This is a genomic window from Sulfuricella sp. (genome assembly GCA_041651995.1).
GTDB lineage: Bacteria > Pseudomonadota > Gammaproteobacteria > Burkholderiales > Sulfuricellaceae > Sulfurimicrobium.
Genome location: JBAZID010000004.1, coordinates 88,874 through 113,789, shown reverse-complemented (window position 1 = coordinate 113,789; position 24,916 = coordinate 88,874). Strand labels below are relative to the sequence as shown.

Below are 24,916 nucleotides of genomic sequence, written 5' to 3'. Positions count from 1 at the left end.
AAAAAACATGCAGCACAACCAATAATATTTGGAGGGGTATGTTTCAGCGTTTTATGAGCCTGCGCTTCCGCTTGATTTTGCTGATCCTGGTCGCTGTATTGCCGGCCTTTCTGCTGGTGCTCTATTCTACCTTCGAGCAGCGGCGGGAAGCAGCAGTATACGCAGAAAGGGAAGCGCTGAAGATGGCGCAGACGGTAGCTGAAGGGCACCGGGCCACATCCTCGTCCGTGCGTCAGATGCTGAAGGGTCTATCGACCTTGGCGGAAATCCCGGACACCCAATCGGCTGGCGCCTGCAACAAGATGCTGGCGAGCATCCTGCGTTTCAGCTCGGATTACGCCAATGCCGGTGTCGCGCTCAGCAACGGCGACGTGGTGTGTAGTGCGCTGCCGCTGTCAGGGCCGGTTAACGTGGCGGATCGTGCCTTTTTTCAGCGCGCGGTCGCAACCCGGGAATTCTCCATCGGCGACTACCAGGTTGGCCGTATCGCAGCCAAGCGCGGCATTCATTTTGGCTATCCGCTACTCAATACCGGCAATCAGATCTGGGGGGTAGTATTCGTTCTTCTCGACATTGACCGATTGAATGAACGCCTGGCAGAAACTCCCCATATGGAAACAGGGGATGTTGCGATTCTGCTTGATGGTAGCGGAAACATTCTGGCACGCCACCCCGATTCTGCAAATTACGTCGGCAAGTCGCTATCAGCCCTGCCGCTGTACAAGAAAATTCAGCAGTCGCAGGGCGAGGGAACTTATGACGGCGCCGGCCTCGACGGCGTCCACCGGATTTTCGCATTTGCCCCCCTGTTCAGCCGGCCCAGCTGCTGTGCATATGCAGTGGTTGGCATTCCTGCCGAGGCAGTGTATGCGAAGGTCAATCGGGCATTTGTCCGCAATGTCTCACTGATGATGGGAGTGGGCTTTCTGGTGCTTGCGCTGGCATGGGTGGGTAGTGACGTGCTGGTGCTGAAGCGTGTCCGGGTTCTGTCCAGTGCCACCCGGCGTATGAGTCAGCGCGATCTTTCTGTCCGCTCCGGGTTGCCACATGATGATGGGGAGCTTGGTCAGCTGGCGCGCTCTTTCGACGAGATGGCGGACAATCTGGAGGCATGGAAAAACCAGGTTATGCAGTCCAATCAGGAAATCGAAAATCTGGGCTACCGCAACCAGTTGATTCTTGACTCCGCCGGAGAAGGGATTTGCGGGGTAGACAGGAAAGGCATGATTACCTTCGTCAACCCGGCGGCGGCATCCATGCTGGGGTACCAGGTGGATGAGTTGCTCGGATTGCCCCTGCATCAATCATCGCACCACAGCAAGGCTGACGGCACACCGTTTCCGATAGACGAATGCCATATGCATGCGGCGGTTGAAGAAGGCGTTAGCCATCAAGGCAGTGATGAAATGCTGTGGCGCAAGGATGGCAGCGGTTTTTATGCGGATTATTCGGCCATTCCCATGTTTGAAGGCGGGAAAGTGACTGGTGCCGTGGTGACTTTCAAGGACATCACCGAGCGCAAACGCCACGAGGAGCAACTGGCGCATCAGGCCACGCACGACACCCTGACCGGTCTGGCCAATCGCACCATTCTCAATGACCGTATCGGCCTGCTGATCGAGCGGGCGGCACGTGAAAAATCCGTGGTGGCACTGTTGCTGCTTGATCTTGACCGCTTCAAGGAAATCAATGACAGCCTGGGCCATGGTGCAGGCGATGAACTGTTGCGTGGCATGGCGGAGCGCCTGACCGATCTGATGCGCGACAGCGATACGGTGGCTCGCCTGGGGGGCGATGAATTCGTCATCTTGGTGGAAATGGAAGTGGCCGATAGCGCGATCCCGGTTGCCCAGCGGGTCCTCGATGCCATGACCCGGCCCTTCAGCATTTCCGGCCGGGAGGTATTTATTGGCGCCAGCATCGGCATCAGCTTGTACCCCAAGGACGGCGATAGCGGCGAGGAATTGCTGAAAAATGCCGACGTGGCCATGTACCGGGCCAAGAAACGCGGCCGCAACAGGTTCCGCTTTTACGACGAAAACATGGATGCCAGTTCAGTCGAAAGACTCAGCCTGGAAACCAGCCTGCGCCGAGCGGTGGATAACGGAGAATTGCTGCTCTACTACCAGCCGCAGGTCAATCTGCATAGCGGCGAGATCATCGGCGCGGAGGCATTGATCCGCTGGCAGCATCCGGAAATGGGGCTGGTTTCTCCGGCGAAATTTATCCCGCTGGCAGAGGAAAGCGGCCTGATATTCCCGATCGGTGAATGGGTGATGCGGACAGCCTGTGCCCAGATCAAGGTCTGGCAGGATGCCGGGGTGATGACGCCGACCGTGGCGGTGAACCTGTCGGCGCATCAGTTCAGGCAGCGTCAACTGGTCAAGATGACGACCGGGGTGCTGCTGGATACGGGCATTGATGGCCGCTATCTCGAACTGGAAATGACTGAAAGCGCGGTGATGGAGGATGCGGACCGGGTGATCAGGATTCTGCGGGAACTGAAAGAGGCGGGGACGTCGATTTCAATTGACGATTTCGGCACCGGCTATTCTTCACTCAGTTACCTGAAGCAATTTGCCATCGACAAGCTTAAAGTGGATCAATCCTTTGTCCGGGAGATTACGCGGGATCCCAGTGATGCCGCCATCGTCGTCGCGATTATCACCATGGCGCACAGCCTGGGGTTGAATGTCATTGCCGAGGGGGTGGAAACGGAGGGGCAGCTGGAATACCTGCGTAGCCACGGCTGTGATGAAATACAGGGTTATTTCTTCAGCCGTCCGGTTCCTGTCAGTGATTTCGAGCAGATGCTGCGGAGCGGGCGAAAGCTGGTGCAGAATGGCCCGGCTGACGAAAGCAGGCAACGCACGCTGCTGTTGCTGGACGATGAACCCAATGTTACCGCCGCCTTGACCCGGCTGTTTCGCATCGAGGGTTATCAAATTCTGGTTGCCCATAGTCCGGCCGAGGCGTTTGAACTGCTTGCCTGCCATCAGGCCGGCGTGATCCTGTCCGATCAGGGCATGCCGGATATGAGTGGCATTGAATTCCTGAGCAGAGTCAAGCGGATGTACCCCGAGGTGGGGCGCATCATCCTTTCCGGCCATAGCGACCTGAAATTGATTGCCGAGGCCTTCAATCAAGGCGCGATTTACAAATACATCACCAAGCCATGGAATGACGGAGAAGTCCTTGGCGCCGTCAGAGAGGCATTTCTTGAACAGGAAATGCGTTATTCCAGGAAATCGCGCGATTAATAACCCACGGGTAGGCGCCGCCCTCGCCGCGATAGGCTGAATCGGCCCGAGGCGGGCCTCCTACATCGGGGCCGGGTTAACAAAGCCGCTTTGGTTTTTGCGCTAGCCGCACAGACGGCAGGCAGCAATCAGAAGCAGCCCCTTGCCGGCCTTGTGCAAATCGGGCAGCAGTTTCCGGAGGAGACCGTCATCCACGCCGCCCATGGCGAGAGCCAGGAGCGCCAGACCGAGGGGGGTGATGGAGCACTCGCGGGCGGCTTCCCGCAGCTCAGCCGGAAATTCAGCAATGGTTTTCTCGCCATCCTTCCTCAGCCAAACGAGCAATGAGGCGCCATTCCTGGCGCTGACCAGAATCAGGGCGCCACCTTCCAGAAGTCGCCAGCCTTCGATGATCTCGCCTGAAGACAAGACCATGTCGGGGATCGTATCGGGAAGGGTGACGGAGTTGAAATATTCCTGGCGCAGATTGGCGTGGCCGCCGGGCATGGCGGCGAGCTGTACCGCCAGGTCGCGATAGTACTCAAGCATGGTGGGCATCGATATTGATCTGCAACCACAGCTCCAGCAGCGCCAGATGCCACAGCTTGCTGCCCTGGATGCGGGTGAAATAGGCTTCCGGCTCGGCCAGCAGCTTTTCCACGTAGGCGCGATTGTAGAGGCCGCGCCGGATGCAGGTTTCCGACATCAGGATGGCACGCATGAATTCGAGGAAATCGCCGCGCACGTATTTCAATGCCGGTACCGGGAAATAGCCCTTGGGGCGGTCGATCACCGCATCCGGGACCAGACCGCGGGCGATAGCCTTGAGTGGAAACTTGCCGCCTTCCTTTAGCCTGAGAGAAGGGGGCATCCTCGCCGCCAGTTCCACCAGTTCGTGGTCAAGGAAGGGGACGCGCGCCTCCAGGCCCCAGGCCATGGTCATGTTGTCGACGCGCTTGACCGGATCATCCACGACCAGCGTGGTGACATCGAAGCGCAATACCTGGTCGAGGAAGCCGTCGGCATCCGGTTTGGTTAATTCTCGCTCAACCAGTTCGGCAGTAACATCGGGAACGTGATAGGCCGGGGAGACGGTTTCCAGGTACTCGGCATGATCTCGGTCGAAATAGTGCTCACGGAAGCGTTCCAGGGCGGAGCCTGAAGCAGCTTCCATACGCGGATACCAGAAGTAGCCGCCGAAAACTTCGTCCGCCCCCTGGCCGGACAGCACCACCTTCACCTCTTGCGACACTTTCTCGCCGAGCAGGTAGAAAGCCACCGCATCCTGGCCCACCATCGGCTCGGCCATTTGAGCCACCGCCTCAGGCAGGCGTTTCAGGACTTCCGCATTGGGGATGAGGTATTTGTGGTGGCGAGTCTTGAAGCGCTCCACCACCTGGTCGGAATACTCGAATTCGTCCGCTTTTTCAGCCCCTTCGCCGACATCCTCGAAGCCCACCGAAAAAGTCAAAAGATCGTCCACGTGGTCGGCCAGCAGCCCAACCAGCAGGCTGGAATCCAGCCCGCCCGACAGCAGCACCCCGACTGGCACATCCGAGGCCAGCCGGTGGCGCTCCACAGCGCGGGCAAGCACGGTGCGGGTGGCGGCAAGCCAGTCCTGCTCGGACAGTTCAGACGCCGGGCGGGTGGCGTTGAGGTGCCAGTAGTTGCGCTGGGTCACCTGGCCTTCGGCGCTGATGGTCATGGTCATCGCCGGAGGCAGCTTCTTCACGCCGTTCAGGAGGGTGCGCGGCGCAGGCACGACCGCGTGCAGGGTGAAATGGTGGTGCAGGGCGACCGGGTCTATCGAAGTGTCGATGCCGCCGGCAGCGAGCAAGGCTTGCAGGTTCGACGCGAAGCGCAGGCTGGCGCCGTCCAGGGCGTAGTAAAGCGGCTTGATGCCAAAGCGGTCGCGCGCCAGAAACAGGCTGAGGTGGCGCATGTCCCAGACGGCGAAGGCGAACATGCCGTAGAAGCGCTCAACGCACTTTTCACCCCAGGCATGGTAGGCCTTGAGGATGACTTCGCTGTCGCCTTCCGAAAAAAACTCGTAACCCAGTTCCTGAAGTTCGGCTCTTAATTCTTTGTAATTATAGATTGTTCCGTTGAATACCAGCGTCAGCTTCAGCGCCTTGTCCACCATCGGCTGGTTGGCGTGCTCGGACAGGTCGATGATGGCGAGGCGACGGTGGCCAAAGGCCAGCTGGCCGTCGGTAATGATGCCTTCGTGGTCGGGCCCGCGCCGCGCGAGCTTGTCTGCCATCCGCCGGATGATGGCGATGTCCGATGGGGCGCCGTCAAAGCGCAGTTCTCCGCAGATTCCGCACATGGCATTACTCAAATTTGGTTGTTCTAATGTTGCTTGTTCGCATTATCTACAATGAGCATTTTGGCCTCAATCGTATCTGCTGAGAGATCCACGCCGCATTCCCACTCAACGAAATACTCGCCGTTTCTTATCTTCATGAATTCGGCAAGGTCATTCAATTTTTCGAACGCTTCATATTGAAGATAGGGGCGAAGATCAAATTGGCCGACTCGCCCGTCATTGGCGACGACCGAAAAAGTCAAGTCTGCATGTGGGGACAATTCTGCAATTCTCATTGATCGAGTCCTTTGATTGGGAATGGCATTTTACCCTTAGCATCTAGTGTTGCGTGATCAATAGCTTGACGAGGATCGATAGATGATTACATGAAGGCAGGCAATCTTGTTGGCTGGATTTTCGAAGCCATGCGCGCAGTCGCCCTTGTAATAGATACAGTCGCCTTCGTGCAAATGATATTGCTCATCCTCCAGCCGAACAATCACCTCTCCCTTGAGAACAGAGGCATATTCCACGGTCCCTGGTTCGTGGGGGGGGAAACTCCCTGATGCCGCTTTCGGGGGTAATTCAAACCTCAAGAACTCCAAATTTCCCTGGCCTGATACCGGTGACAAACTTATCCGCCTGATTCCAGATTTCGGGTCAACCAATACGGGTTGATCCTCCGCACGAATGACCAGCCTTGTCAGCGATGGTTTTTCATCAACCAGCTGACTTAGGCTCGTTCCCAAGGCTTTAGCGATCCGGCAGGCAACATCAATGGTGGGCTGGCGATTGCCACGCTCGATTTCCGAAAGCATTGAAACGCTCACCTGACTTTCCGCCGACAGATCCTTTAGCGTCATCCCTGAGCTTTTCCGAAGAGCGCCAACTTTAATGCCAAACATAATTCATGATCTCTTTTTTTCACTAAAATATAATTAATACACCATAGTGAAACTTGAATGTAACATGCATCGGGTAATTTGTTGTCTTTACATGACCAATTATCAATTTGGAGAATAGCATGAACGCGATAACTGCGGCTGTCTCGCACGAAAAGCTACAAGGTTTGGGCAAGCAACATCTTCAGGGCATGGTTCGAAAATGGTGTAACCCGTCACTCGTAGAAAATCCCTCTCAAGCCTTGTTCGAAGGTATCGGGCTACATCCCGGCACTGTCACCGGTTACTTGATCTTCCAACCCGAAAATATTGCCCATCTGCGTTCTGTTTTTGGGCAGGACATGGTCCGGTTGCCCGTCATTTATGGAGTGGATGAAGGAGACTGCAACGACTTGGAGCCACTTTCCCTCTCGAAAGCGCTTCTGTCCTCGAACGCAAGTCCGAATGCATGGTGCGCCGTGCAGGCGAAAAGCGAAGGCCTGCCGTCCGTGATCGGAGTTCAGGCTTCTTTTTCTAGCCCCGGCGGCAAGCTATCAAAGCGCAATGTGGATTTCAGTTTTTCAGATGGGCGCCAGATCCAGGCGACCATCCATGCGCGAACGGTGGAAATCGAAGGGCCAAATGGCCTCGTTCGGATGACGGAAGGCGACCTTGTCACGCTTGACGGAAATTCCGGGATGATCTACGCAGGTTTGATCGGGGCAATCACCCCGGCAGCTAAGGAAATACATTCAATGCTCACTGACATCATGGTGGTGGCGATTGAGCAATTTGGCCCGGTGCAGGCGTGGAAGCGGTTCCGCGAAACTCCTCTATATCAGCAATATCGGCCAAGGCTTGTATACCTGGCAAAGGATGATGAGTTCAAGGTATTTCAGCAAGCACTCAAGGCGGCCCGGCAGCTCACACCCATTAGGGTTATGGCCACCGCGCATACTGTGGATGGGACGGTGCAAACACGGCTCGCATTTGCCGATATCGAGGCAGATGAGCATGGGGATATAGCATTCACGTTGCATGACCAGCTTACCGGTATCGGCCTGCTGCGAACCGAGCGTTTTTACCGCAGGAATGAAGAACTGGACGCGCTCAGAGTGTTAATGCTCGGACGCGGCAGCATAGATAAATCCAATTTTGAAAAGGCAAAAAATCTCATAATGCGTTTTGAAACGGATTGTACTAGGGATATTTTTATCGCCAACAGCGGCTGCCCGACCGTCGTTCGGTTGCTCTGCATGCCGTTCAACAAGCTGTTTCCGGACGGCCTGGACATTGCAGCACTCTCTGAATCCTATCGGCTCGATGCTCAAAAAGTTGAGAAGCAAATCCGCGAGACCTTGCGGGAGTCGGAGACTTTTCACGGTTGCCGTGGCGCAAGGCTGCATATGCTCCGGCTGGATTTGTTGAGGCTTCAGGCGGAAGCCGTCCTCCGTGCTGCCGATGAGGCAATTCGCCTTGGCGCCGACGTCCAGCTGACAATCCTCGTGGCAATGGTGACTTTCCCTGAAGAAATAAACATTCACATTGAAATATTCGACGAAACCTACGGAAAGCTTCTCAAGGAAGGGCTTCGGCTGCCAGAAACAGGTCTCGCAATCATGGTCGAAACCAGTGCGGCATATCACAGCATTGAAAAATTCCTTAACAAGAAAGGCAGGTATATCGAATTCCGTGGCGCCTTGGTCGGCGGTAATGATTTCACCGCCGCGACCTTGAATCTCAATCGGCATGATGCGACCCGGGCCATTATTCCGCATTACGTCAAGAGCGGGATTCTTCCGTCCAATCCATTCCTGACGTTGCATTCGGATACCGTCGGAAGCACGATTTGCAGCCTGTTGCGCCGGATGCGGACGGCTTCCCGGAACGGGCCGCTAACAATAGGGTTCGGGGGCGAGCAGGCGGGGGACTGGCAAACCGTTTCGTGGCTTTCGACGCACGCTGCGCCTGAGGGGTTGAGTTACGTTTCGACAAGCCCTGACCGGTTGCTGGACGCGCTATTCGCCGCTGCTGATGCAAAATTGCACTCAACTCAAGAGGGGGAAGGCCATGCATAACATACCGGTTGCCAAAGTGCTTGAAACAGCCGAGCACGTGTATTTGAACGGTGAATGGGTTCCTGTCGAACAGGCCAGGCTGTCTGTGTTTGATCATGGTTTTCTGTACGGTGATGGCGTTTACGAAGGCATGAGGGCATATGGGAAACAGGTTTTCATGTCAGATCAACATTTTGATCGTCTGGAAAGATCTGCCCGTTGCCTGGGTTTGAAGCTGCCAGTCCGGGGGGAGCAGCTGATGGACTTGATTGGCGAGGGACTGTCACTAAACCGGCTGAACGATGCGTACATCAGGCTGGTGGTCACTAGGGGAGTCGGCCCCATGGGGCCTGATCCGGCACCGTGCCAGAATCCACAGCTAATCCTCATTGTCCGTGATATTCCGCCCTTGCATGGACAGAAACGAGATGGAATCCGGGCGGCCCTTTCCAGTGTGAGGCGATGTGCGGTGGACTCCGCTACGGCACAAATAAAGTCGCTAAATTATCTGGTTACGGTACTCGGCAAGTTGGATGCTAACCGCATGGGCGTTGATGACGTGATTTTGCTCGATTCACGGGGATTCGTTGCTGAGGCGCCCGTGGCTAACGTGTTTATTGTGAGGAACGGCATCGTCCTCACGCCCGCACCATCAAGTGGGATACTGGAAGGAATTACAAGGAGGGTGGCGTTCGACTTGCTGTCCGAGGCTGGTTTGCAAGTGGTGGAGAGGGATTTGACGCCTTACGACCTTTCCGTGGCTGAAGAAATATTCTTGACTGGCACGCATGCCGAAATTGTTCCTGTCTGCGAATATGGGGGATACCCCGTCGGAAACGGTATGCTCGGGCCCGTTACCTCGATACTCCTCGACTTGTTTGGTGCAGCGACAGGAAAAGGGAAAAGGAATGGGGCATGACAATTCTATACCTGCTTCCCCTTCTCACAGTTATGGCGCTGCTTGTCCTGCGCAAGGCCACGTTACTCCAGGCCGGGATTGTAGGGTTGTTGCTCACGGTGCCAGCGGCATACCTGGCCAAGAACGCGCCCGTCAGCTTCTCGTCATTTCTGGTACTGGAAGCGGCGAAAGGGGCGTGGCTGGCTTGGTTGGCCATATCCGTGATTTTGGCCAGCCTATTTTTCTACCACACCATTAAGGCCGCCAGCGAATTGTTCGAGCAAGTACAGGAAAAGGCGTCCCCATTTTCTTATCGCACACTTTTTTCAGTGTGCTTCTTGCTCGGCCCCTTCTTTGAGTCTGCGACGGGGTTTGGGGTGGGGTTAATCATTACCGTTCCTTTCCTGCTCCGCATGGGAATATCCGGCCCAGTCGCGGTCTTGTTCGGACTATTCAGCCAGATACTTGTTCCCTGGGGGGCGCTGGCAACAGGAACCGTGGTTGGGGCGGGGATTGCAGGCATCCCGTTGGCGCAACTTGGCATCTACAGCGCCTTGCTGTCAGGTCCTCTGTTGGCAGCATACTTACTCCTGTTTTGGCGGTACGCCTCGCAGCAGGGCTTGGGGGCAAACACTTTGCAAAAGGTGGATGACATCCTGTGGGTAGTTGCGTTATTCCTGCTACTGTACTTATGCAACCGTTTCATGGCTGTCGAGACGGCCGGTATGTTTGCGGCGGGGGTGCTGTTGGTTCTACGGTATTGGCGTGATAGCCAGCCTACACTGACGGGCTGGCTACAGGTGCTCAAACTGGCACTACCCTATGTGCTGCTTGTTGGGATCTTGCTGGCCACGCGGGCAATCGGGGTAGTTGGCGAGTTTCTCAAGGGGCTATGGATTATTCGACCTTTGCCGGATCTTCCGCCCTTTCCCGTGTTCTACCACGTAAGCTTCTTGCTCCTGGCAACTGCCTTGCTTTATGGCGCGGGGAAAAGGATAACGTGGCCGCGCTGGCGTCTGATCGGGGGGGGCGCACTTTCGGCCGCAAAGATTCCCGTTGTTGTGACACTTGTTTTTGTCGTGATGGCGCAAATCATGACCTCTGCGGGTATCGCGGTGGAATTGGCCAAAAGCTGGGAGGGGCTAGCAGGAGGTACTCTGGCGGTTTTGGCTAGCCCGGTTTTTGCGGCCATTGCGGGCTTTCTGACTGGCAGTAATGTGGCGTCCAATGCCATGCTCATGCCCATGCAAACGGCACTGTCTGCGCATAGCACCGTTAGTAGCCATTGGATTGCGGCGATACAGAATACAGCGGGAAGCAATCTGACGATGCTATCGCCCATTCGGGTGGCGATGGGCTGTGCTTTACTCAAAACGAATGCGGAACACCAAGTTTACAGGCTGGCTTTACCCATGGGATTTGCTGCAACCGGCACACTGGTTTTGATGGCGAATTGGCTCGGCTAGATTTTCTGAGACGCTCAATATATGTGCGTATCCTCCGGGAGATCGAGGGATCGGAAAGGGCGGGGTGGCCCGCCTTTCCGTGTGTCAAATCCCGCGCAGCAGTTCGTTGATGCCGACCTTGGAGCGGGTTTTCTCATCCACCTTTTTCACGATCACGGCGCAGTACAGGCTGTAGCTGCCATCCTTGGAGGGCAGGTTGCCGGACACTACCACCGAACCGGCAGGCACGCGGCCATAAAACACTTCGCCGGTTTCGCGGTCGTAGATCTTGGTGGACTGGCCGATGTATACGCCCATCGAGATCACCACGTTATCTTCCACGATCACGCCTTCCACCACTTCGGAGCGCGCGCCGATGAAGCAGTTGTCGCCGATGATGGTGGGGTTGGCCTGCACCGGTTCCAGCACGCCGCCGATGCCGACGCCGCCGGAGAGGTGCACGTTCTTGCCGATCTGGGCGCAGGAGCCGACGGTGGCCCAGGTGTCGACCATGGTGCCTTCATCGACATAGGCGCCGATGTTGACGTAGGAGGGCATCAGCACCACGTTCTTGGCGATGAAGGAACCCTTGCGCGCGGCGGCGGGGGGAACCACGCGGAAGCCGCCCTCGCGGAAATCCTTGGAGTTGTAGTCGGCGAACTTGGAGGGCACCTTGTCGAAGTAGTTGGTGAAACCGCCCTTGATGAAAAAGTTGTCTTCTAGACGGAAGGACAGCAGCACGGCCTTTTTCAGCCACTGATGGGTGACCCATGCGCCATCGATCTTGGAGGCGACGCGCAGCTGGCCCTTGTCGAGCATTTCCAGCACGCTGTCGACGGCGTCCTTGACCTTGGTTTCGACATTGCGCGGGGTGATGTCGGCGCGGCGTTCAAAGGCTTCTTCGATAATGCTTTGCAGTTCTTGCATGATTTTTCCTAAGGTTTTATTTGGCTTTGTTAACGAATTCTTGAATTCTTTGCGCGGCTTCCAGGCATTCCGCCAGCGGGGCGACCAGCGCGATGCGCGCGAATTGTTCGCCGGGGTTGATTCCACGCGCTTCGCGGGCGAGAAAGCTGCCCGGCAAAACCGTAACATTATAATCCCGGTACAGTCCCAGAGCGAAATCGGTATCTGAGATAGGCGTTCTGGCCCAGAGATAGAACGCCGCGTCGGGCTGCATCACCGGCAGGGCTTCTTGCAGGATGGGCGTCACGGCGGCAAATTTTTCCCGGTAAAGGCGACGGTTTTCCACCACGTGCGCCTCGTCGTTCCAGGCCGCGGCGCTGGCTGCCTGCACCGCCGGATTCATGGCGCAGCCGTGATAGGTGCGGTAGAGCAGGAATTTTTCCATGATGGCCGCATCGCCCGCGACGAAGCCGGAACGCATGCCGGGCACGTTGGAGCGCTTGGACAGGCTGCTGAACATGACCAGCCGCCGGTAGTCGTGGCGGCCCAGGCGGTAGGCCGCTTCCAGTCCGCCCAGCGGCGGATTGGCTTCATCCGGATAAATTTCGGAATAGCATTCGTCGGAAGCGATCACGAAGTGGTAGCGATCGGAAAGCTCGAACAGATGTTCCCATGCCGCCAGATCCATGACCTTGCCGGTGGGGTTGCCCGGCGAGCACACATATACCAGCTGGGTATGCTGCCAGATGCCTTCCGGCACCCGGTCAAATTCCATGTTGTAGCCGTTTTCCGGCAGGGTGTTGAGATAGTAGGGCGTGGCACCTGCAAGGTAGGCCGCGCCTTCGTAGATCTGGTAAAAGGGGTTGGGCGAGATCACCACCGGCTGCGTCCGGTTGGTGTCGATCACCGCCTGGGCAAAGGCAAACAGGGCTTCGCGGCTGCCGTTGACGGGCAGAATTTGCCTGGCGATATCCAGCGCTGGCACCTTGTAGCGGCGTGAGACCCAGCCGGCAATCGACTGACGCAACGCTTCACTGCCCTGGGTTGTGGGATAATTCGCCAGTCCGGCAAGATTGTCCGTCAACGCCTGGGTGATGAAAGCCGGTGTGGCATGCTTGGGCTCCCCGATGGAAAGATTGACCGGCGCGTATTTGGCGTTGGGCGCAGTTCCATGAAACAGCTCGCGCAGCTTCTGGAAGGGGTAGGAATGCAGGTGATTTATATTTGAATTCACTTTAAATTTTATGTTTAATATTATGTTTTATAATTATTTCATCATTTATTATCATGGCGAAATAGAGATGTAGGTTGGGTGAGGCGTAGCGCACCCAACAGACCCAATCTCCTTAAAAATGCCGGTTTTGAATATTGGGGTTTGTTGGGTTATCCCCGGCCAGATCACCCGAGGACAAGCGCGATAAGGCCGCTAACCCAACCTACATGAATTTGCATCGAGTGACTGCATTCATCCAAGGCGTAAACTGGAAATTATAGAAGTGTTGAGCATGGTTGCAAAACAGAAATTTCTGGCGGTGTCCGGATTGCTCTCCGGCGCAGTGGTCTGGGGGGTGATCTGGTATCCCTATCGGCTGCTTGCCGAGGCCGGGATTTCCGGCTCACTTTCCAGCCTGTTGACCTACATTGTGGCCCTGGCGCTGGGCCTGATTTTTTTTCGCGGCGCTTTCAACCGGGTTCCCCGCGCGGGATGGCTGGCCATCCTGATCGGAGTCAGCGCGGGCTGGACCAATCTGGCCTATGTGCTGGCCGTGATCGACGGCGAAATCATGCGGGTGCTGCTGTTGTTTTATCTCTCGCCTTTCTGGACCGTGATTTTTGCTCATCTGCTGTTGCGCGAGAAACCCATCCTCGCCGGTTACGGCGTCATGGTGCTTTCGCTGGCGGGCGCGGTGGTGATGTTATGGCGCCCTGAATTCGGCTTGCCGCTGCCGCAGAACCGGGCGGAGTGGCTGGGCCTTTCCGCCGGGCTGATGTTCGCGCTTTCCAATGTGCTGGCGCGCAAGGCGCATGATCTGGATGTCCAGACCAAGTCGGTAAGTATCTGGCTTGGGGTGGCACTGCTCTCCTTGCTGCCGATTCTCTGGTCGCCAGCCGAGGCCAGCCCCCTGCTCAGTCTGCCGCCGGGCGGATGGCTGTGGTTGCTGCTGATTGGCGGGGCTATTTTTTGCGTCACACTGACGGTGCAATTCGGTCTCGCCCACACCCCCGCCAATCAGGCCATCGTAATCTTTCTGTTTGAACTGGTGGTGGCTGCGATTTCGTCGTATTTCCTCGCCGGAGAGGTCATGAAAGCGCAAGAATGGATCGGTGGCGCGATGATCGTGGCTGCCAGCCTGTTTTCCGGAAAACTTGAAAAACAGCATGAGGATATGCATGAAAGTCACTGAATTTCTTCATACATCTATACTGGTATCAAACCTGATCAAGTCGCGTAATTTTTACGAGGGTGTACTGAAATTGACACCCAGTTCAAGCCGTCCTGAAATGTCGTTTGACGGCGTTTGGTATGAAATCGGTCCACAGCAGATTCACTTGCTGGTGTTGCCCAATCCCGATCCACTCACTGGCCGGCCGGAACATGGCGGGCGCGATCGCCACCTTGCGCTGGGCGTGGATAGCCTTGAGCAAGCAAAGCTCGCCCTAGAGCAGGCCGGCATTCCCTACACCATGAGCCGTTCCGGCCGTCCCGCCCTGTTTTGCCGTGATCCGGATGGCAATGCCTTGGAGCTGGTGGCTAATCCGTAATGAAATCAGGCTCTTCGAACAATGACTGGATGACGACCTTGCGTATTTCTGGCCGATCCGGCGTGACGTAAAGCACGGGTGTGATCATCTCCTCGAAAATGCCCCGCAGGCTGCGGGCCCCTACCTTGTATTCGAAAGCCAGATCTGCGATCTGCTCGAAAACCCGATGCCCGATGCTCAATTCGACGCCCTCGTTCTTCAGGATTTCCCGGAACTGGTTATAGATTGAGTTCTTCGGTTCGACCATGATCTTCAGCAGCATCTCCTTGGACAGATCCTTGAAGCTCGCAATTACCGGCAAGCGCCCGGCGAATTCAGGGATCAGCCCGAACTCGAACAGGTCGGTAGGTTTCACCCGCGAATTCAGCCGGTCGAGCACCTTCTGGTTGTCCGCATCGCCAATGGAAATGAAGCCAAAGGCATGGGTGTTGGCGGTGATGGTATCCAGCCCGGAAAATGCCCCGGCGCAGATGAACAGAATATTGGTGGTGTCCATGCTCTGCGTGCTTCCCAGCCTGACTGGCGCGCCTTCCATGATCTTCAGCAGGGCGTGCTGCACGCGTTCGCCGGAAGTGGCGCGCTGGCTATCGGTCGATTTCAATTTATCGATTTCGTCGATAAAGACAATCCCGCGCTGCGCCTTGTCCATATCTCCACCCGCCCTGTCCAGCAGCCTCAGCAGGACCGCCTCGATTTCCTCGTTGACGTATTTCGATTGCGCCAGGGAAGTCGCATTCGCGGTGACGAAAGGCACGCCAATGGCGCGCGCCAGGGTTTCGCACAGCAGGGTCTTGCCCGTGCCGGTCGGGCCGATCAGGAGAACATTGCTCTTGGCGATTTCAACCGGGCCCTGATTTGCTTTTCCCATCTTCCGGTAATGCGAGTAGACCACCACGGCCAGAATCTTCTTGGCCTCTTCCTGGCCGATGACATACTGGTCAAAGTAGCTCACGATCGCACTGGGTGTCAGTTTCTTGCCCGGTGTTTGCTGGCCGTTCGGTATATCCATTTGAATTGTTCCAAGGTTGCGGCAGGTAAGGTGATTATGCGTTGCGGATGACTGGCGGACAAGCCAGTCTTTCCACATGAAATCAAGCGGACCGTACCCTTGGTAAATGCCTCATGTTGTGCCATATACTATGCCGCCATGAACAATATCATCCTCCTCGTCACCTGCTTTATCGCCGGCATCTTGCTGCGGCGTTTTGGACGGATGCCGGAGCACGCACCCGCCACGTTCAATAGCTTCGTCATCCATGTTTCGCTGCCGGCGCTGGCGCTGCTCTATATTCACGACCTCAAGCTGAGCGGGGACGTGGCTTTCATTGCTGCAATGGCATGGATCCATTTCGCCCTGGCGGCCGGATTTTTCTGGCAGGCGGGCAAATGGCTGGGGCTGCCGCGTCCCACCGTGGGGGCGCTGATGCTGACCGGCGGGCTGGGCAACACATCTTTCCTCGGCCTGCCGATGATCGAGGCCTATTACGGCAAGGAAGCCATCGTCACCGGCCTGATCGCCGACCAGTTGGGCAGCTTTCTGGTGCTCTCCATTCTCGGCATCACCGTGGCAGGGCTGTATTCTTCCGGCGCACCCAGTGCCCGGGCCATCCTGCGGCGTATCGTGCTGTTTCCGCCCTTCGTCGCGCTGCTTCTCTCCCTGGCGCTGATTCCCGTGGACTATCCAGAATGGTTCACGCTGCTGCTGAGGCGGCTGGGCGATACCCTGGCGCCGCTGGCCCTGCTGTCGGTAGGGCTGCAACTGAGGCTGGGGCATATCGCCGGCAATGGCCGCAATCTCGCGCTCGGTCTGGGGTTCAAGCTGCTGCTTGCTCCGCTGGCAATCTTCCTGCTGTATGTGCCGCTGCTCGGCGCAAGTGGCCAGCACATCCAGGTCACGCTGTTCGAAGCCGCCATGCCGCCCATGATCACCGCCGCCATCGTGGCCGCCGAGCACGATCTTGATCCGGTGCTGGCAAACCTGATGGTGGCAGTGGGGCTGATTCTGTCGTTTTTTACCCTGACAGGGTGGTGGTGGGTGATGCGGGGGGTGTAAAACTACGGAAATAGGCTATTAATGCTGGCTTTTTACATCATGTGGGTTGAACAACGCACTCCGCCCATTCAAGCACGCCACTCACAATATCAAGCGCTTCATCACGGCTCAATGTCTCGATTTCAGTGTCGTCATAGCGAAACACCACCGCATAGGGATTGAGCGCATCCAGTTGATCCTGCGACACAGGCGGGGAAATGCCACAATCCGATACCCACTGAGCCAGTTCGGAAAGTTCATGAGTACGGCGAAAGGGGAATCCCTTCACCGTCAGCACCGCCTTGAGCGCCTTTTCCACCGCTTGCTGGGCGTGGAAACAAGCGACAGGCAAGCGGATATGGGGCGAATCCTTCAGTACCAGAAAAGCGTCGCGGTCGCCCTGTGCTATGCGCAACAGGCGCAAGGCCTCCTCAAGCGCGGGCGTCATACAGTGTTTTGCCCTCGTGCAGCGCCCAGTAAATCACTGTTCCAGGCACTTTGCCGCGCCTTGCCACTTCTGCCTCGGAATACACCAGGACATCGACACCGGTCCCCACACGCCCGATAGCGCGGCGCAAGCGCACCATTTCCGCACCCCGGTTTTCCACCTGTTGCTCGACCACCAGCAGGTCAAGATCGGAATCCTCCCCGGCTTCGCCGCGAGCATAGGAACCAAACAGGATCACCCGGCTCGGTTGCGCGGCTGCAACCAGCTTTTGCACGGCGGAATAAATGGCGTCAGGAGTCAGCATGGCTTATTGTTTCACAACCCGGTCGGGATGGATAGGCGCCAATACCCCTGAACTTCGCTCCAGGTTCAGCGCCAGCAGGCGGCGCAAAATCTCCTCATCGGGCATCTCCGGGGTGTAGTCCTCCCAGCCGTAGGCGGCGGCCACGGCCTGGTCCAGTTCCTTGTGCGCGTTGGCCAGCCAGGCGGGGCGGGCGTTGTAGAGATTGGTCAGGGTGCGCTTTTTCAGTTCCGCCTCATGGCCCGGCTTGGGTATGGGGCGCAGCGGGAATCCGGCCTTTTCTTCTTCCAGGGTACGCACCCAGTCCACCCACTCGGGCGGATTGAGCCAAGTGTTGCGCAGTTGGTCGAGTTTGCGGGCGGCGCTGGCGATATTTTCCCCCACCCCAACCCCTCCCCGAGGGTGGAGGGGCTTTGACTCCCTTCTTCCGCCGGGAGAAGGGCTGGGAATGAGGGAGCGAAGCCCGACGGGAAAGGGAAGGTTTCGAAGGTAAATGAGGGCGTGTAGCGTGGGCGATCTTCCAGTGAAGTGCCCAAGCGTAGTGACCACAACTCGTGCAAACGGGAATGGAGTATGCCGAAGGTTGCGTCGTCTGAATGTGCTATGACGTTCAATGCTTGATCCGGCAGTATAGCTACTGGGAGCCAAGCGAAAAGCCGGTGCTTTGACGTTTGAGGAGTAACTATGTAACTGTTAATTTTTGCATGTAATGCTTTGCGCAACTCTGGCCTAGGCCGTTCATGAAGCCACCATTTGCTGTCTTTCCTTGTGTTTTTAACGTGCTCAATCACGTAAGCGAATGGCGCCTCATAAAGAGCTGCAACCTCCTCAGAGGTGTTCACGCCAAAATCAATTATCCAAGTATCCGATGGCCTGCCTGTAATGTCTTGCCCATTACGCCATGGCTTTACCACCTCGCTATTTGATTTTCCATGGGGGTTAGGTAGTTTGAGCCACTGCCGAGCCAGTTCGCCGGGAATGTCGAAATCACCGTATTTTTTGGTTCCAGCAAAACAAACTTCTGCATTTTCCTTGAGCGGTTTGGCCAGAGTTAAATTCATCCCACTGCCAATGTGGATTAACGATCCCCCAGTCAGATCAGCGTGAATAGCAGCCACCGACTGTCCGTCGAGCATGGCAGAAAGCCCCTCCACCTTCGGGGGAGGGGTTGGGGTGGGGGAAAATTCGCTCAGCCAATCAAACACACTTTGCAGCACACCTTCCGTATTCTCCAGCACCTCGTTGTTCCAGAAGCGCAGCACGCTGATACCTTGGTCAGCCATGTAAGCCGAGCGCTTCTCGTCATGCGCCTGTTGCTCAGGTTCGGCATGTTGCCCTCCGTCCAGTTCAATGGCGAGTTTTGCTTGATGGCAATAGAAATCGAGGATGCAGCGGCCGATCGGGTGCTGTCGGCGGAAACCATAACCGAGTAGCTGATTTTTCCGCAATAGCTGCCACAGTAAGTTTTCCGCATCTGTTGCATTCTTGCGTAAGGCGCGGGCGAATTCCTTTGTTTTTTCAGATAATGGTAGTTTGGGGGAAGCAATGTTTCTACCCTGCTCAATATTTTCCCCCTCCCCAACCCCTCCCCCGGGGGTGGAGGGGCTTTTTGCCCCGAAGCACACCAGAGATACCCGCACTGCTGCGCCCTGGTTGACCCATTCCTCGTCGCTCCAGGCTTCGAAAATTGTGCTGCTGGAAACGATGCGTTCTAGCACCTTGCGATTGGTTCCGCCGCGTATCGAGTTGGTCGCAACCAGCCCTGCCGCTTTGGCCTTGCCGTGCTCGATCTGCGCGCGCGCCTTCTCGAACCAGTAGGTCACCAGGTCTGCGCCGCCTGGCACGCGGTTTTTATAAACGCGGTTGAGCGCTTCGAAATAAGCATCTCCCAATTCCCCTCGCTTCTTGCTTCCACCCAGAAACGGCGGATTGCCGACAATGGCGTCCACCTCCGGCCATTCCGGTTCCAGCGCATTTGCTGAAGGCTGACCGCTGACAGCTGTCCACTCCAACACCGCATCCCGCTGCTCGATATGATCCAGTGGCCGCAGAATCGGGTCGCGCGGCACGGAGTAGCCGTGGCCCAGCATCCATTGCAGTTCGCCGATCCACACCGTGACGCGGGCCAGTTCGGCGGCGTAGGGGTTGAGTTCGATGCCCAGCACGTTGGCGGGGCCGGTGTCGATGCCGATCTGGCGTTGCAGGCCGAGGGCTTCGGCTTCGAGGTTGGCGCGGTGTTCCAGGTCCTTGAGTGTTTTCAGTGCCAGATAGAGGAAGTTGCCCGACCCGCACGCTGGATCGAGCACGCGGTAGGCTTTCAGCCGTTCCAGATGGCCGATGAAGGCGGCTTGCGCTTCCTTGAGGGCGGCCTGCGATCCTTTGCCGCCTTGCAGGTATTTTTCCATGGCGGTGCCGATGGCCTGGTGCGCGGCCTGCCATTCAGCCAGCAGCGGCGCTTCGATCACCGGGCGGATGAGCTTCATGATGGTGGCCGGGTCGGTGTAGTGGGCGCCAAGCTGGCTGCGCATGTCGGGATTGAGGCCGCGCTCGAACAGGGTGCCGAGGATGGCGGGTTCGATGGCGCTCCAGTTCATGCGCGCCGCATCCAGCAGGGCCACCACGTCGGCGGTTTCCAGGGCGGGGACGGCGATTTCCTTGAACAAGCCGCCGTTGAACCAGGGGATGTTTTCCAGCGCAAAATCCCCGCCGCCCTGCATGGCCTGGAACAGGGCGGCGAGGCGCGACTGGGCCTTCGAACCATCAGGGTTGGATTTGTCGAGCACGGTTTCGAACAGCTTTTGCGGCAGCAGGCCGGCGTCCTCGGCGAACATGCAGAACACGCACTGGATCAGGAAATGGGCCACCGTTTGCGGCGCTTCACCGTGCCCGGTCAGGCGTTTGGCGACTTCGCCCATGCGCTGGGCGGCTTCCTCGGTGACGGCGAAGGTGGTTCGGGTGGGGCGGAATTGGTCCGCATCGCTGAATAGCCGGCGCAGTTTTTGCAGGTTTTCCGGCGCGACGATGTCTTCCAGCGCGATGGTGTGGATTTCCTGTACGGTATTGGTGAAATTGGTGTGGATGACGATGGTTTCCATGTCGGAAACCACCAGCAGGGGCGGGTTTTCCAGCGCGATGGCGTAGCGCTGGAGCTGGGCGAAGGTGGCTGTCAGGTCCTTGTGCTTGCCCTTGTATTCCCAGGCGAAACAGCCCTTTTTCCATACATCCGCCCAGCCTTCGCCGCCGCCGGTCTTGCGTGCGCCACGCTCGAAGGTGTACCAACTGCCATCGGGGTCAGATTCGGCGGGAGTGGGCTGGCCGATCAGGCGGCACAGGTCGAGGAAATGCTCCTGCGAGGCAGAGCGTTCCTTGAGTTGCGAGGCTTTCCATTTTTGAATGAATGCTTGGGGGGTCATGCGGAATTGTCCTCGGCGAAGCGGTAGGCGTTCTTGCCTGCTTTCTTGACGGCGTACATGGCGTTGTCAGCCTGGCTCAGCAGGTCCTCGGCATTTTTGCCGTGCCGGGGATAGAGCACGATGCCCAGGGATGCGCCGATACGGCATTCATGGCCGAGCAGGTGGTAGGGGTGGGATAGCGTGGCGAGAATTTTCTCCGCCACATGGGCGGCATCCTCCTGGCCACGTATGGCGCGCAGGATGATGGTGAATTCGTCGCCGCCCATGCGTGCCACGGTATCGGATTCCCGCACGCACTCCAGCAGATGTTCCGACACGGCCTTGAGCAGGGCGTCGCCGGTGTCGTGGCCGAAAGTATCGTTGACCGCCTTGAAGCCGTCCAGGTCGACGAACATCAGCGCGAACTGGCCCTGGCTGCGCTTGCTCTGGGTAATGGCTTGTCCCAGGCGGTCGAAAAACAGGGCACGGTTGGGCAGGCCGGTGAGCGCATCGTAATGCGCCATGGATTCAAGCTTGTCTTTCAGCAGCTTGCGCTCGTCGATGTCCTGCACGATGGCGATGATGGCGCGGATATAGCCCGCCTCGTTTTTAACCGGTGTCATCGAGATGTGGCCCCAGAATACCCTGCCACCGTTGCATACGAAGCGCCGGTCGCTGTGGTGGCTGGGGAGTTCGCCGCTGGCGAGGGCGACGAAAAGGTGCCGGTGATCCACCACGTCATCATCGTTGGAAATGTCCGTGTGATTGAGCGAAGCAATCGTTTCCTCGCGGGAATATCCAAACATCGAAAGCCAGAAATCATTGGCCTTGATAAAACGCCCCCATGAATCGAGCAGCGCGATGCCCACCCCGGCATTGGTGAATATGGCTTCCAGTTCGGCGTTGCCGAGAGCGACTTCTTCCTCCAGTTGCCTGCGCGAGGTGATGTCGCTCGACAGGGCGACAAACTTTTCCGGGCTGCCATCGCGGCCCGCAACCGGAAAAATGTTCGTCCACAGGGTGATGGATGTGTCGTCCTTGTGGCGGTTGATGATTTCGCCCCGCCAGACCTGGCCGTTGAGCAGGGTGGTCCACATGGTTTCGTAAAAGGCGCTGTCATGGAAGCCGCTTTTGAGCAGCGAGGGCTTGTTGCCGATGACTTCTTCCGGCGTATAACCCGTGCTCCCGGTAAAAGCCGGGTTGACGTGCTCAATCCGCCCGTTCCGGCCGGTGACCAGCAGCGCTTCTCCCGACGAGGCTATGGCGACGTTGCGCCACGCGATCTGTTTGTGCAGGTCGTGGATCTGGCGCAGCCATTGGTCTGCCAGGTGGCTGACAAAGAGGGCGATGGTCATGGCCGGGAGGGCGAGCAGATTGAATTGCAGCAAATCGAAGCCGGAAAATTTCCCGAATACAGCAACCAGCAGATTGGGAAAGAGTAGCAGCACAAGGCTGCCGGTCAGATTGATGCGCCAGCCGAAAATGAATGCCAGCAGCGGGGGCGCAAGGAACCAGAAGAGAAAACCGGCGCTCCCCTGGGCCGCTGCGCCCAGCAATACCAGGATATACAGAAACATGCCCTGCGCCGCCATCAGCAGCGCATAAAGCAGCCAGGGAAGGGCGCGCAGGGATAAACCGCTGAGCAGGGCAATGGGATAGATGGCCAGTAAAGCCCCCATTACAAGGAACCAGCCCAGTGTATCCGGCGCGTGAGCCGGGGCGATGCTCCAGGCCCATGCCCAGAGCCCCCACAGCAGAAATACTGCGGTGAATCCAAGCGCAATCGTGTGGCCGCGCAAATTCTCGAATCTGGCGAGGCTGTACTCGTCCGTTGCCATGCCAAAGCGTTTACCGCGAATCAGGGCGCGCATGCTGGAAATATTCAGTTTTCGCCGTGCTGCCGGGAGTGGCTTTGCTGAATGCTGCGGCGATGGAAGCGGAACAGGGTGCGCTCCAGCCACTCTTCCACTTCCTGGCTCAGATGGGTGAAATTTGCATGCACCCTGGCGCCATTCTCCAGCTGCTCCACGGCAGCCACGGTGGCGGGAATGTGCAGCGCCTGGGGCAGCCTGGGGCTGAGATGGAGGGAAACCAGAATCAATTGGGCTGGTTCGGGGAGGCTCGTGCCAAGCCATTCCACAGAATTGGCGCGCAGGATGACGGGGCTTGGCGTGGGTAGTTCGGCCTGCTGGCGCACAAGCTGCATCATCAGGCTGAGAGCCAGGTCCAGCTTCGCTTCCAGCCTTTCCATGGATTTCACGCTGGAGGAGGAAATATCCCTGTCCGTCTCGACAACGGGGGCCTCGATCACCGCCAGCGCGCGCAGCAGGGCTGCCGTATCGTGCTGCCATTGTTCGGTTTGCACTGGCTGCAGGCGGCTGAGAGCGGTCCAGCTCAGAGGCAGGTCTGCCGCGTAGAAAATACCCTGTGGCTCAGATTGATTTGTCATGGCCGGAGTATAACAATTGCGTGCCATCCCTGGCGAGAAGGGCGCTGCCATAGGCTGCCTCGGCGTGGAGCGCCGCTTGCATGGGTACGCCCAGCAGGCGAGCACGGATGGCGCTGAAGGCCGGGTTGCTGGCTCCACCCCCGGCGCTCCGGACGGAAACCAGCGGCGTGGCGCCCAGTTCCTGCAATAACTGGTAGCCCCGGGCTTCGATACGGGCAATACCTTCCAGCAGGCCGTGCAGGAAAATGGCGTCATCATCCGGCCTGGGAACAAGGCGCGGCGGGTAAGCCAGGTCATTGAGCGGGAAGCGCTCGCCGGGCTGGAGCAGGGGGTAATAATCGAGCCCGCTGGGCTGGCCTGGATCAATGCGCTGGCTCAGGCTGTGTAGCCCGGCGTCATCGAAAAATGCCCGCAGCACCGCGCCGCCGCTGTTGGATGCGCCTCCGGTGAGCCACAGATTCCCGCAGCGGTGGCTGTAGATGCCGTGCTGGGCGCTTTCCACGCGCCGCTCGGAAAGCAGCTTCAGGACCAGGGTGGAGCCGAGCGAGGTGACCGCTTCGCCCGGCTTGCCTGCCCCGGTTGCAAGGAAAGCGGCAATGCTGTCGGTGGTACCGGCGCGCACCACGCAATCCCTGGGCAGGGCGAAATGGTGCGCGATGCGACTGCTGATTGTGCCGATGACAGCGCCGGGTTCGACGATTTGAGGCAGCAGGGCGGAAACCGGAAGTGCCTTGACCCATGCGGGATAATCGAGCGTTTCGGGGTCACCACCGGATTTCAGGGCATTGTGGTAATCGCTGATCCCCAACTGGCCGTGCAGCAGAAAGCCCAGCCAGTCAGCCTGGTGCATGAAACTGGCGGCTGCGCCGAATTCCGGCTGGCGGCTGAACCATATTAGTTTCGCCAGCCCGGATGCGGGTGTGGCGGCGACATGATTGCGGGGCGCCATTTGCATGAGCGCTTCGGCTTCCCTGCTGGCACAGGTGTCGTTGTACAGCAGGGGAGCGCTCAGCGGCTCGCCTGCCGCATCACACAAAAGCACCGTGGCGGAGGTGCCGTTGATGGAAATGGCGCGAAGGACATTGCGCAGCTCAAAAGGGATTTGCGAAATCAGCTCGAACAGTGCAGTACGCCACAGCGGGCCGGATTGTTCGCCGTGGAAATCATGGCGGCACTGGGCAAGGATTTCTCCCGCATCATCAATCACCATGGCGCGGGCGCCAGTGGTGCCGAAATCAATGCCTAAAAAGGCGTGAGGGGTGAGGCGGGACCGGTGAGGCGGGATCGGTGCTTGGTCGATGATGGTTCTCCTGTCCCGAAATTCTTACCCGCGCGTGTTCGAATTCGCCCCGAATGCAGTCAGATCAACGTGCGGCAGAGGCTGCCATTCCGGCTTGCGCTGTTCCGCCACGACGTTGGTGAAGATGCCGCCGCGCACATAGAATTTGGCCGTCAGGCGCATGAAGCGCGGCTCGGTGGCGGCCGCCAGATCATTCAGAATATGATTGGTCACCGCCTCGTGGAACGCACCTTCATTGCGGTAGGACCACATATACATTTTCAGGCTTTTCAGTTCGACACATTTCTGGTCAGGGATATAGTCCAGAATCAGGGTCGCGAAGTCCGGCTGGCCGGTTTTCGGGCACAGACAGGTAAACTCCGGAATTTCCATGTGGATATGGTAATCACGTTCCGGATAGGGGTTGTCGAAAGTTTCGAGTTCCTTGCTGGGTTGAGTTGGCATGGCTTGTTCCGGAGGGTCAAATGAAGGGCATTATAACGCGTGTGCCCGCTCAC

Annotated in this window: 22 protein-coding genes; 7 read left to right on the top strand and 15 right to left on the bottom strand. The window is 57.7% G+C overall.

What is annotated here, in order from left to right; genetic code table 11:
* The first annotated feature begins 38 nt into the window (after positions 1–38).
* Positions 39–3,260: an EAL domain-containing protein gene (locus WC392_08040; GenBank protein MFA5242311.1), complete on the top strand. Its 3,222-nt coding sequence runs from the start codon at positions 39–41 to the stop codon at positions 3,258–3,260.
* A 102-nt stretch (positions 3,261–3,362) separates the two neighbouring features.
* On the opposite strand, the gene WC392_08035 is transcribed toward WC392_08040, so the two are convergent.
* Genes WC392_08035 through WC392_08020 form a run of 4 tightly spaced genes read right to left on the bottom strand, consistent with a single transcriptional unit; the run spans position 3,363 to position 6,452 of the window.
* Positions 3,363–3,797: a hypothetical protein gene (locus tag WC392_08035; protein MFA5242310.1), complete on the bottom strand. Its 435-nt coding sequence runs from the start codon at positions 3,795–3,797 to the stop codon at positions 3,363–3,365.
* Positions 3,781–5,568: an N-acetylglutaminylglutamine amidotransferase gene (locus WC392_08030; protein ID MFA5242309.1), complete on the bottom strand. Its 1,788-nt coding sequence runs from the start codon at positions 5,566–5,568 to the stop codon at positions 3,781–3,783. The genes WC392_08035 and WC392_08030 overlap by 17 nt, the downstream gene beginning before the upstream one ends.
* Positions 5,569–5,591: 23 nt before the next feature.
* Positions 5,592–5,843 carry a DUF2442 domain-containing protein gene (locus WC392_08025; GenBank protein ID MFA5242308.1) on the bottom strand — a complete coding sequence of 84 codons (252 nt, stop codon included), beginning with the start codon at positions 5,841–5,843 and terminating at the stop codon, positions 5,592–5,594.
* A gap of 57 nt (positions 5,844–5,900) precedes the next feature.
* Positions 5,901–6,452 carry an XRE family transcriptional regulator gene (locus tag WC392_08020; protein MFA5242307.1) on the bottom strand — a complete coding sequence of 184 codons (552 nt, stop codon included), beginning with the start codon at positions 6,450–6,452 and terminating at the stop codon, positions 5,901–5,903.
* Positions 6,453–6,571: 119 nt separating this feature from the next.
* Between WC392_08020 and WC392_08015 the strand changes: the two genes are divergently transcribed.
* Genes WC392_08015 through WC392_08005 form a run of 3 tightly spaced genes read left to right on the top strand, consistent with a single transcriptional unit; the run spans position 6,572 to position 10,849 of the window.
* A complete protein-coding gene (locus WC392_08015) occupies positions 6,572–8,506 on the top strand; it encodes a putative PEP-binding protein (protein MFA5242306.1) in 1,935 nt (644 codons plus the stop codon).
* Entirely contained in the window at positions 8,499–9,404 is a 906-nt protein-coding gene (gene ilvE, locus WC392_08010; GenBank protein MFA5242305.1) for a branched-chain-amino-acid transaminase, read from the top strand. Before WC392_08015 ends, ilvE begins: the two co-directional genes overlap by 8 nt.
* Positions 9,401–10,849 carry an L-lactate permease gene (locus WC392_08005; GenBank protein MFA5242304.1) on the top strand — a complete coding sequence of 483 codons (1,449 nt, stop codon included), beginning with the start codon at positions 9,401–9,403 and terminating at the stop codon, positions 10,847–10,849. Before ilvE ends, WC392_08005 begins: the two co-directional genes overlap by 4 nt.
* 84 nt (positions 10,850–10,933) lie before the next feature.
* Here the strand turns inward: WC392_08005 and dapD are convergent, their stop codons facing one another.
* Together dapD and dapC are read right to left on the bottom strand one after the other, a co-directional pair.
* Positions 10,934–11,755, bottom strand: coding sequence for a 2,3,4,5-tetrahydropyridine-2,6-dicarboxylate N-succinyltransferase (dapD, locus tag WC392_08000; protein ID MFA5242303.1), 822 nt, complete (start codon positions 11,753–11,755; stop codon positions 10,934–10,936).
* Between the two features lie 16 nt (positions 11,756–11,771).
* On the bottom strand, positions 11,772–12,968 hold the full coding sequence (dapC, locus tag WC392_07995) for a succinyldiaminopimelate transaminase (protein ID MFA5242302.1): 1,197 nt from the start codon (positions 12,966–12,968) through the stop codon (positions 11,772–11,774).
* Between the two features lie 271 nt (positions 12,969–13,239).
* On the opposite strand from dapC, the gene WC392_07990 reads away from it, so the two are divergent.
* Both WC392_07990 and WC392_07985 read left to right on the top strand, forming a co-directional pair.
* On the top strand, positions 13,240–14,139 hold the full coding sequence (locus WC392_07990) for a DMT family transporter (GenBank protein MFA5242301.1): 900 nt from the start codon (positions 13,240–13,242) through the stop codon (positions 14,137–14,139).
* Complete coding sequence (locus WC392_07985) at positions 14,126–14,497, top strand: VOC family protein (GenBank protein MFA5242300.1); 372 nt, start codon at positions 14,126–14,128, stop codon at positions 14,495–14,497. The genes WC392_07990 and WC392_07985 overlap by 14 nt, the downstream gene beginning before the upstream one ends.
* Here the strand turns inward: WC392_07985 and WC392_07980 are convergent.
* Complete coding sequence (locus tag WC392_07980; GenBank protein ID MFA5242299.1) at positions 14,487–15,506, bottom strand: AAA family ATPase; 1,020 nt, start codon at positions 15,504–15,506, stop codon at positions 14,487–14,489. The genes WC392_07985 and WC392_07980 overlap by 11 nt on opposite strands.
* A 138-nt stretch (positions 15,507–15,644) precedes the next feature.
* Here WC392_07980 and WC392_07975 point away from each other — a divergent pair, with 138 nt between their 5' ends.
* Positions 15,645–16,550, top strand: a complete 906-nt coding sequence (locus tag WC392_07975) for an AEC family transporter (protein MFA5242298.1) — start codon at positions 15,645–15,647, stop codon at positions 16,548–16,550.
* A 37-nt stretch (positions 16,551–16,587) separates the two neighbouring features.
* Here the strand turns inward: WC392_07975 and WC392_07970 are convergent, their stop codons facing one another.
* The 8 genes from WC392_07970 to queF all read right to left on the bottom strand — a co-directional run bounded on the left by WC392_07970 (position 16,588) and on the right by queF (position 24,863).
* Complete coding sequence (locus WC392_07970) at positions 16,588–16,977, bottom strand: HEPN domain-containing protein (GenBank protein ID MFA5242297.1); 390 nt, start codon at positions 16,975–16,977, stop codon at positions 16,588–16,590.
* Positions 16,961–17,281 (bottom strand): nucleotidyltransferase domain-containing protein, encoded by a 321-nt coding sequence (locus WC392_07965; protein ID MFA5242296.1) that lies wholly within the window; start codon positions 17,279–17,281, stop codon positions 16,961–16,963. The genes WC392_07970 and WC392_07965 overlap by 17 nt, the downstream gene beginning before the upstream one ends.
* A gap of 3 nt (positions 17,282–17,284) precedes the next feature.
* The gene (locus WC392_07960) at positions 17,285–17,578 is read right to left on the bottom strand and encodes a hypothetical protein (GenBank protein ID MFA5242295.1); all 294 of its coding nucleotides are present in this window, start codon (positions 17,576–17,578) and stop codon (positions 17,285–17,287) included.
* Entirely contained in the window at positions 17,503–20,691 is a 3,189-nt protein-coding gene (locus WC392_07955) for a DUF559 domain-containing protein (protein MFA5242294.1), read from the bottom strand. The genes WC392_07960 and WC392_07955 overlap by 76 nt, the downstream gene beginning before the upstream one ends.
* Positions 20,688–22,541, bottom strand: coding sequence for a diguanylate cyclase (locus WC392_07950; GenBank protein ID MFA5242293.1), 1,854 nt, complete (start codon positions 22,539–22,541; stop codon positions 20,688–20,690). Before WC392_07950 ends, WC392_07955 begins: the two co-directional genes overlap by 4 nt.
* 11 nt (positions 22,542–22,552) lie before the next feature.
* Positions 22,553–23,119 (bottom strand): PilZ domain-containing protein, encoded by a 567-nt coding sequence (locus tag WC392_07945; protein ID MFA5242292.1) that lies wholly within the window; start codon positions 23,117–23,119, stop codon positions 22,553–22,555.
* Complete coding sequence (locus WC392_07940) at positions 23,103–24,359, bottom strand: FGGY-family carbohydrate kinase (protein ID MFA5242291.1); 1,257 nt, start codon at positions 24,357–24,359, stop codon at positions 23,103–23,105. The genes WC392_07945 and WC392_07940 overlap by 17 nt, the downstream gene beginning before the upstream one ends.
* A gap of 84 nt (positions 24,360–24,443) precedes the next feature.
* Positions 24,444–24,863, bottom strand: coding sequence for a preQ(1) synthase (gene queF, locus WC392_07935; GenBank protein MFA5242290.1), 420 nt, complete (start codon positions 24,861–24,863; stop codon positions 24,444–24,446).
* Positions 24,864–24,916 lie beyond the last annotated feature (53 nt).

Excerpts from the sequence above, each read along its gene's own strand:
- WC392_08040 (MFA5242311.1), top strand. The coding sequence starts at position 39 with ATGTTTCAGCGTTTTATGAGCCTGCGCTTCCGCTTGATTTTGCTGATC.
- WC392_08035 (MFA5242310.1), bottom strand. The coding sequence starts at position 3,797 with ATGCCCACCATGCTTGAGTACTATCGCGACCTGGCGGTACAGCTCGCC.
- WC392_08030 (MFA5242309.1), bottom strand. The coding sequence starts at position 5,568 with ATGTGCGGAATCTGCGGAGAACTGCGCTTTGACGGCGCCCCATCGGAC.
- WC392_08025 (MFA5242308.1), bottom strand. The coding sequence starts at position 5,843 with ATGAGAATTGCAGAATTGTCCCCACATGCAGACTTGACTTTTTCGGTC.
- WC392_08020 (MFA5242307.1), bottom strand. The coding sequence starts at position 6,452 with ATGTTTGGCATTAAAGTTGGCGCTCTTCGGAAAAGCTCAGGGATGACG.
- WC392_08015 (MFA5242306.1), top strand. The coding sequence starts at position 6,572 with ATGAACGCGATAACTGCGGCTGTCTCGCACGAAAAGCTACAAGGTTTG.
- ilvE (MFA5242305.1), top strand. The coding sequence starts at position 8,499 with ATGCATAACATACCGGTTGCCAAAGTGCTTGAAACAGCCGAGCACGTG.
- WC392_08005 (MFA5242304.1), top strand. The coding sequence starts at position 9,401 with ATGACAATTCTATACCTGCTTCCCCTTCTCACAGTTATGGCGCTGCTT.
- dapD (MFA5242303.1), bottom strand. The coding sequence starts at position 11,755 with ATGCAAGAACTGCAAAGCATTATCGAAGAAGCCTTTGAACGCCGCGCC.
- WC392_07990 (MFA5242301.1), top strand. The coding sequence starts at position 13,240 with ATGGTTGCAAAACAGAAATTTCTGGCGGTGTCCGGATTGCTCTCCGGC.
- WC392_07985 (MFA5242300.1), top strand. The coding sequence starts at position 14,126 with ATGAAAGTCACTGAATTTCTTCATACATCTATACTGGTATCAAACCTG.
- WC392_07980 (MFA5242299.1), bottom strand. The coding sequence starts at position 15,506 with ATGGATATACCGAACGGCCAGCAAACACCGGGCAAGAAACTGACACCC.
- WC392_07975 (MFA5242298.1), top strand. The coding sequence starts at position 15,645 with ATGAACAATATCATCCTCCTCGTCACCTGCTTTATCGCCGGCATCTTG.
- WC392_07970 (MFA5242297.1), bottom strand. The coding sequence starts at position 16,977 with ATGACGCCCGCGCTTGAGGAGGCCTTGCGCCTGTTGCGCATAGCACAG.
- WC392_07965 (MFA5242296.1), bottom strand. The coding sequence starts at position 17,281 with ATGCTGACTCCTGACGCCATTTATTCCGCCGTGCAAAAGCTGGTTGCA.
- WC392_07955 (MFA5242294.1), bottom strand. The coding sequence starts at position 20,691 with ATGACCCCCCAAGCATTCATTCAAAAATGGAAAGCCTCGCAACTCAAG.
- WC392_07950 (MFA5242293.1), bottom strand. The coding sequence starts at position 22,541 with ATGCGCGCCCTGATTCGCGGTAAACGCTTTGGCATGGCAACGGACGAG.
- WC392_07945 (MFA5242292.1), bottom strand. The coding sequence starts at position 23,119 with ATGACAAATCAATCTGAGCCACAGGGTATTTTCTACGCGGCAGACCTG.
- queF (MFA5242290.1), bottom strand. The coding sequence starts at position 24,863 with ATGCCAACTCAACCCAGCAAGGAACTCGAAACTTTCGACAACCCCTAT.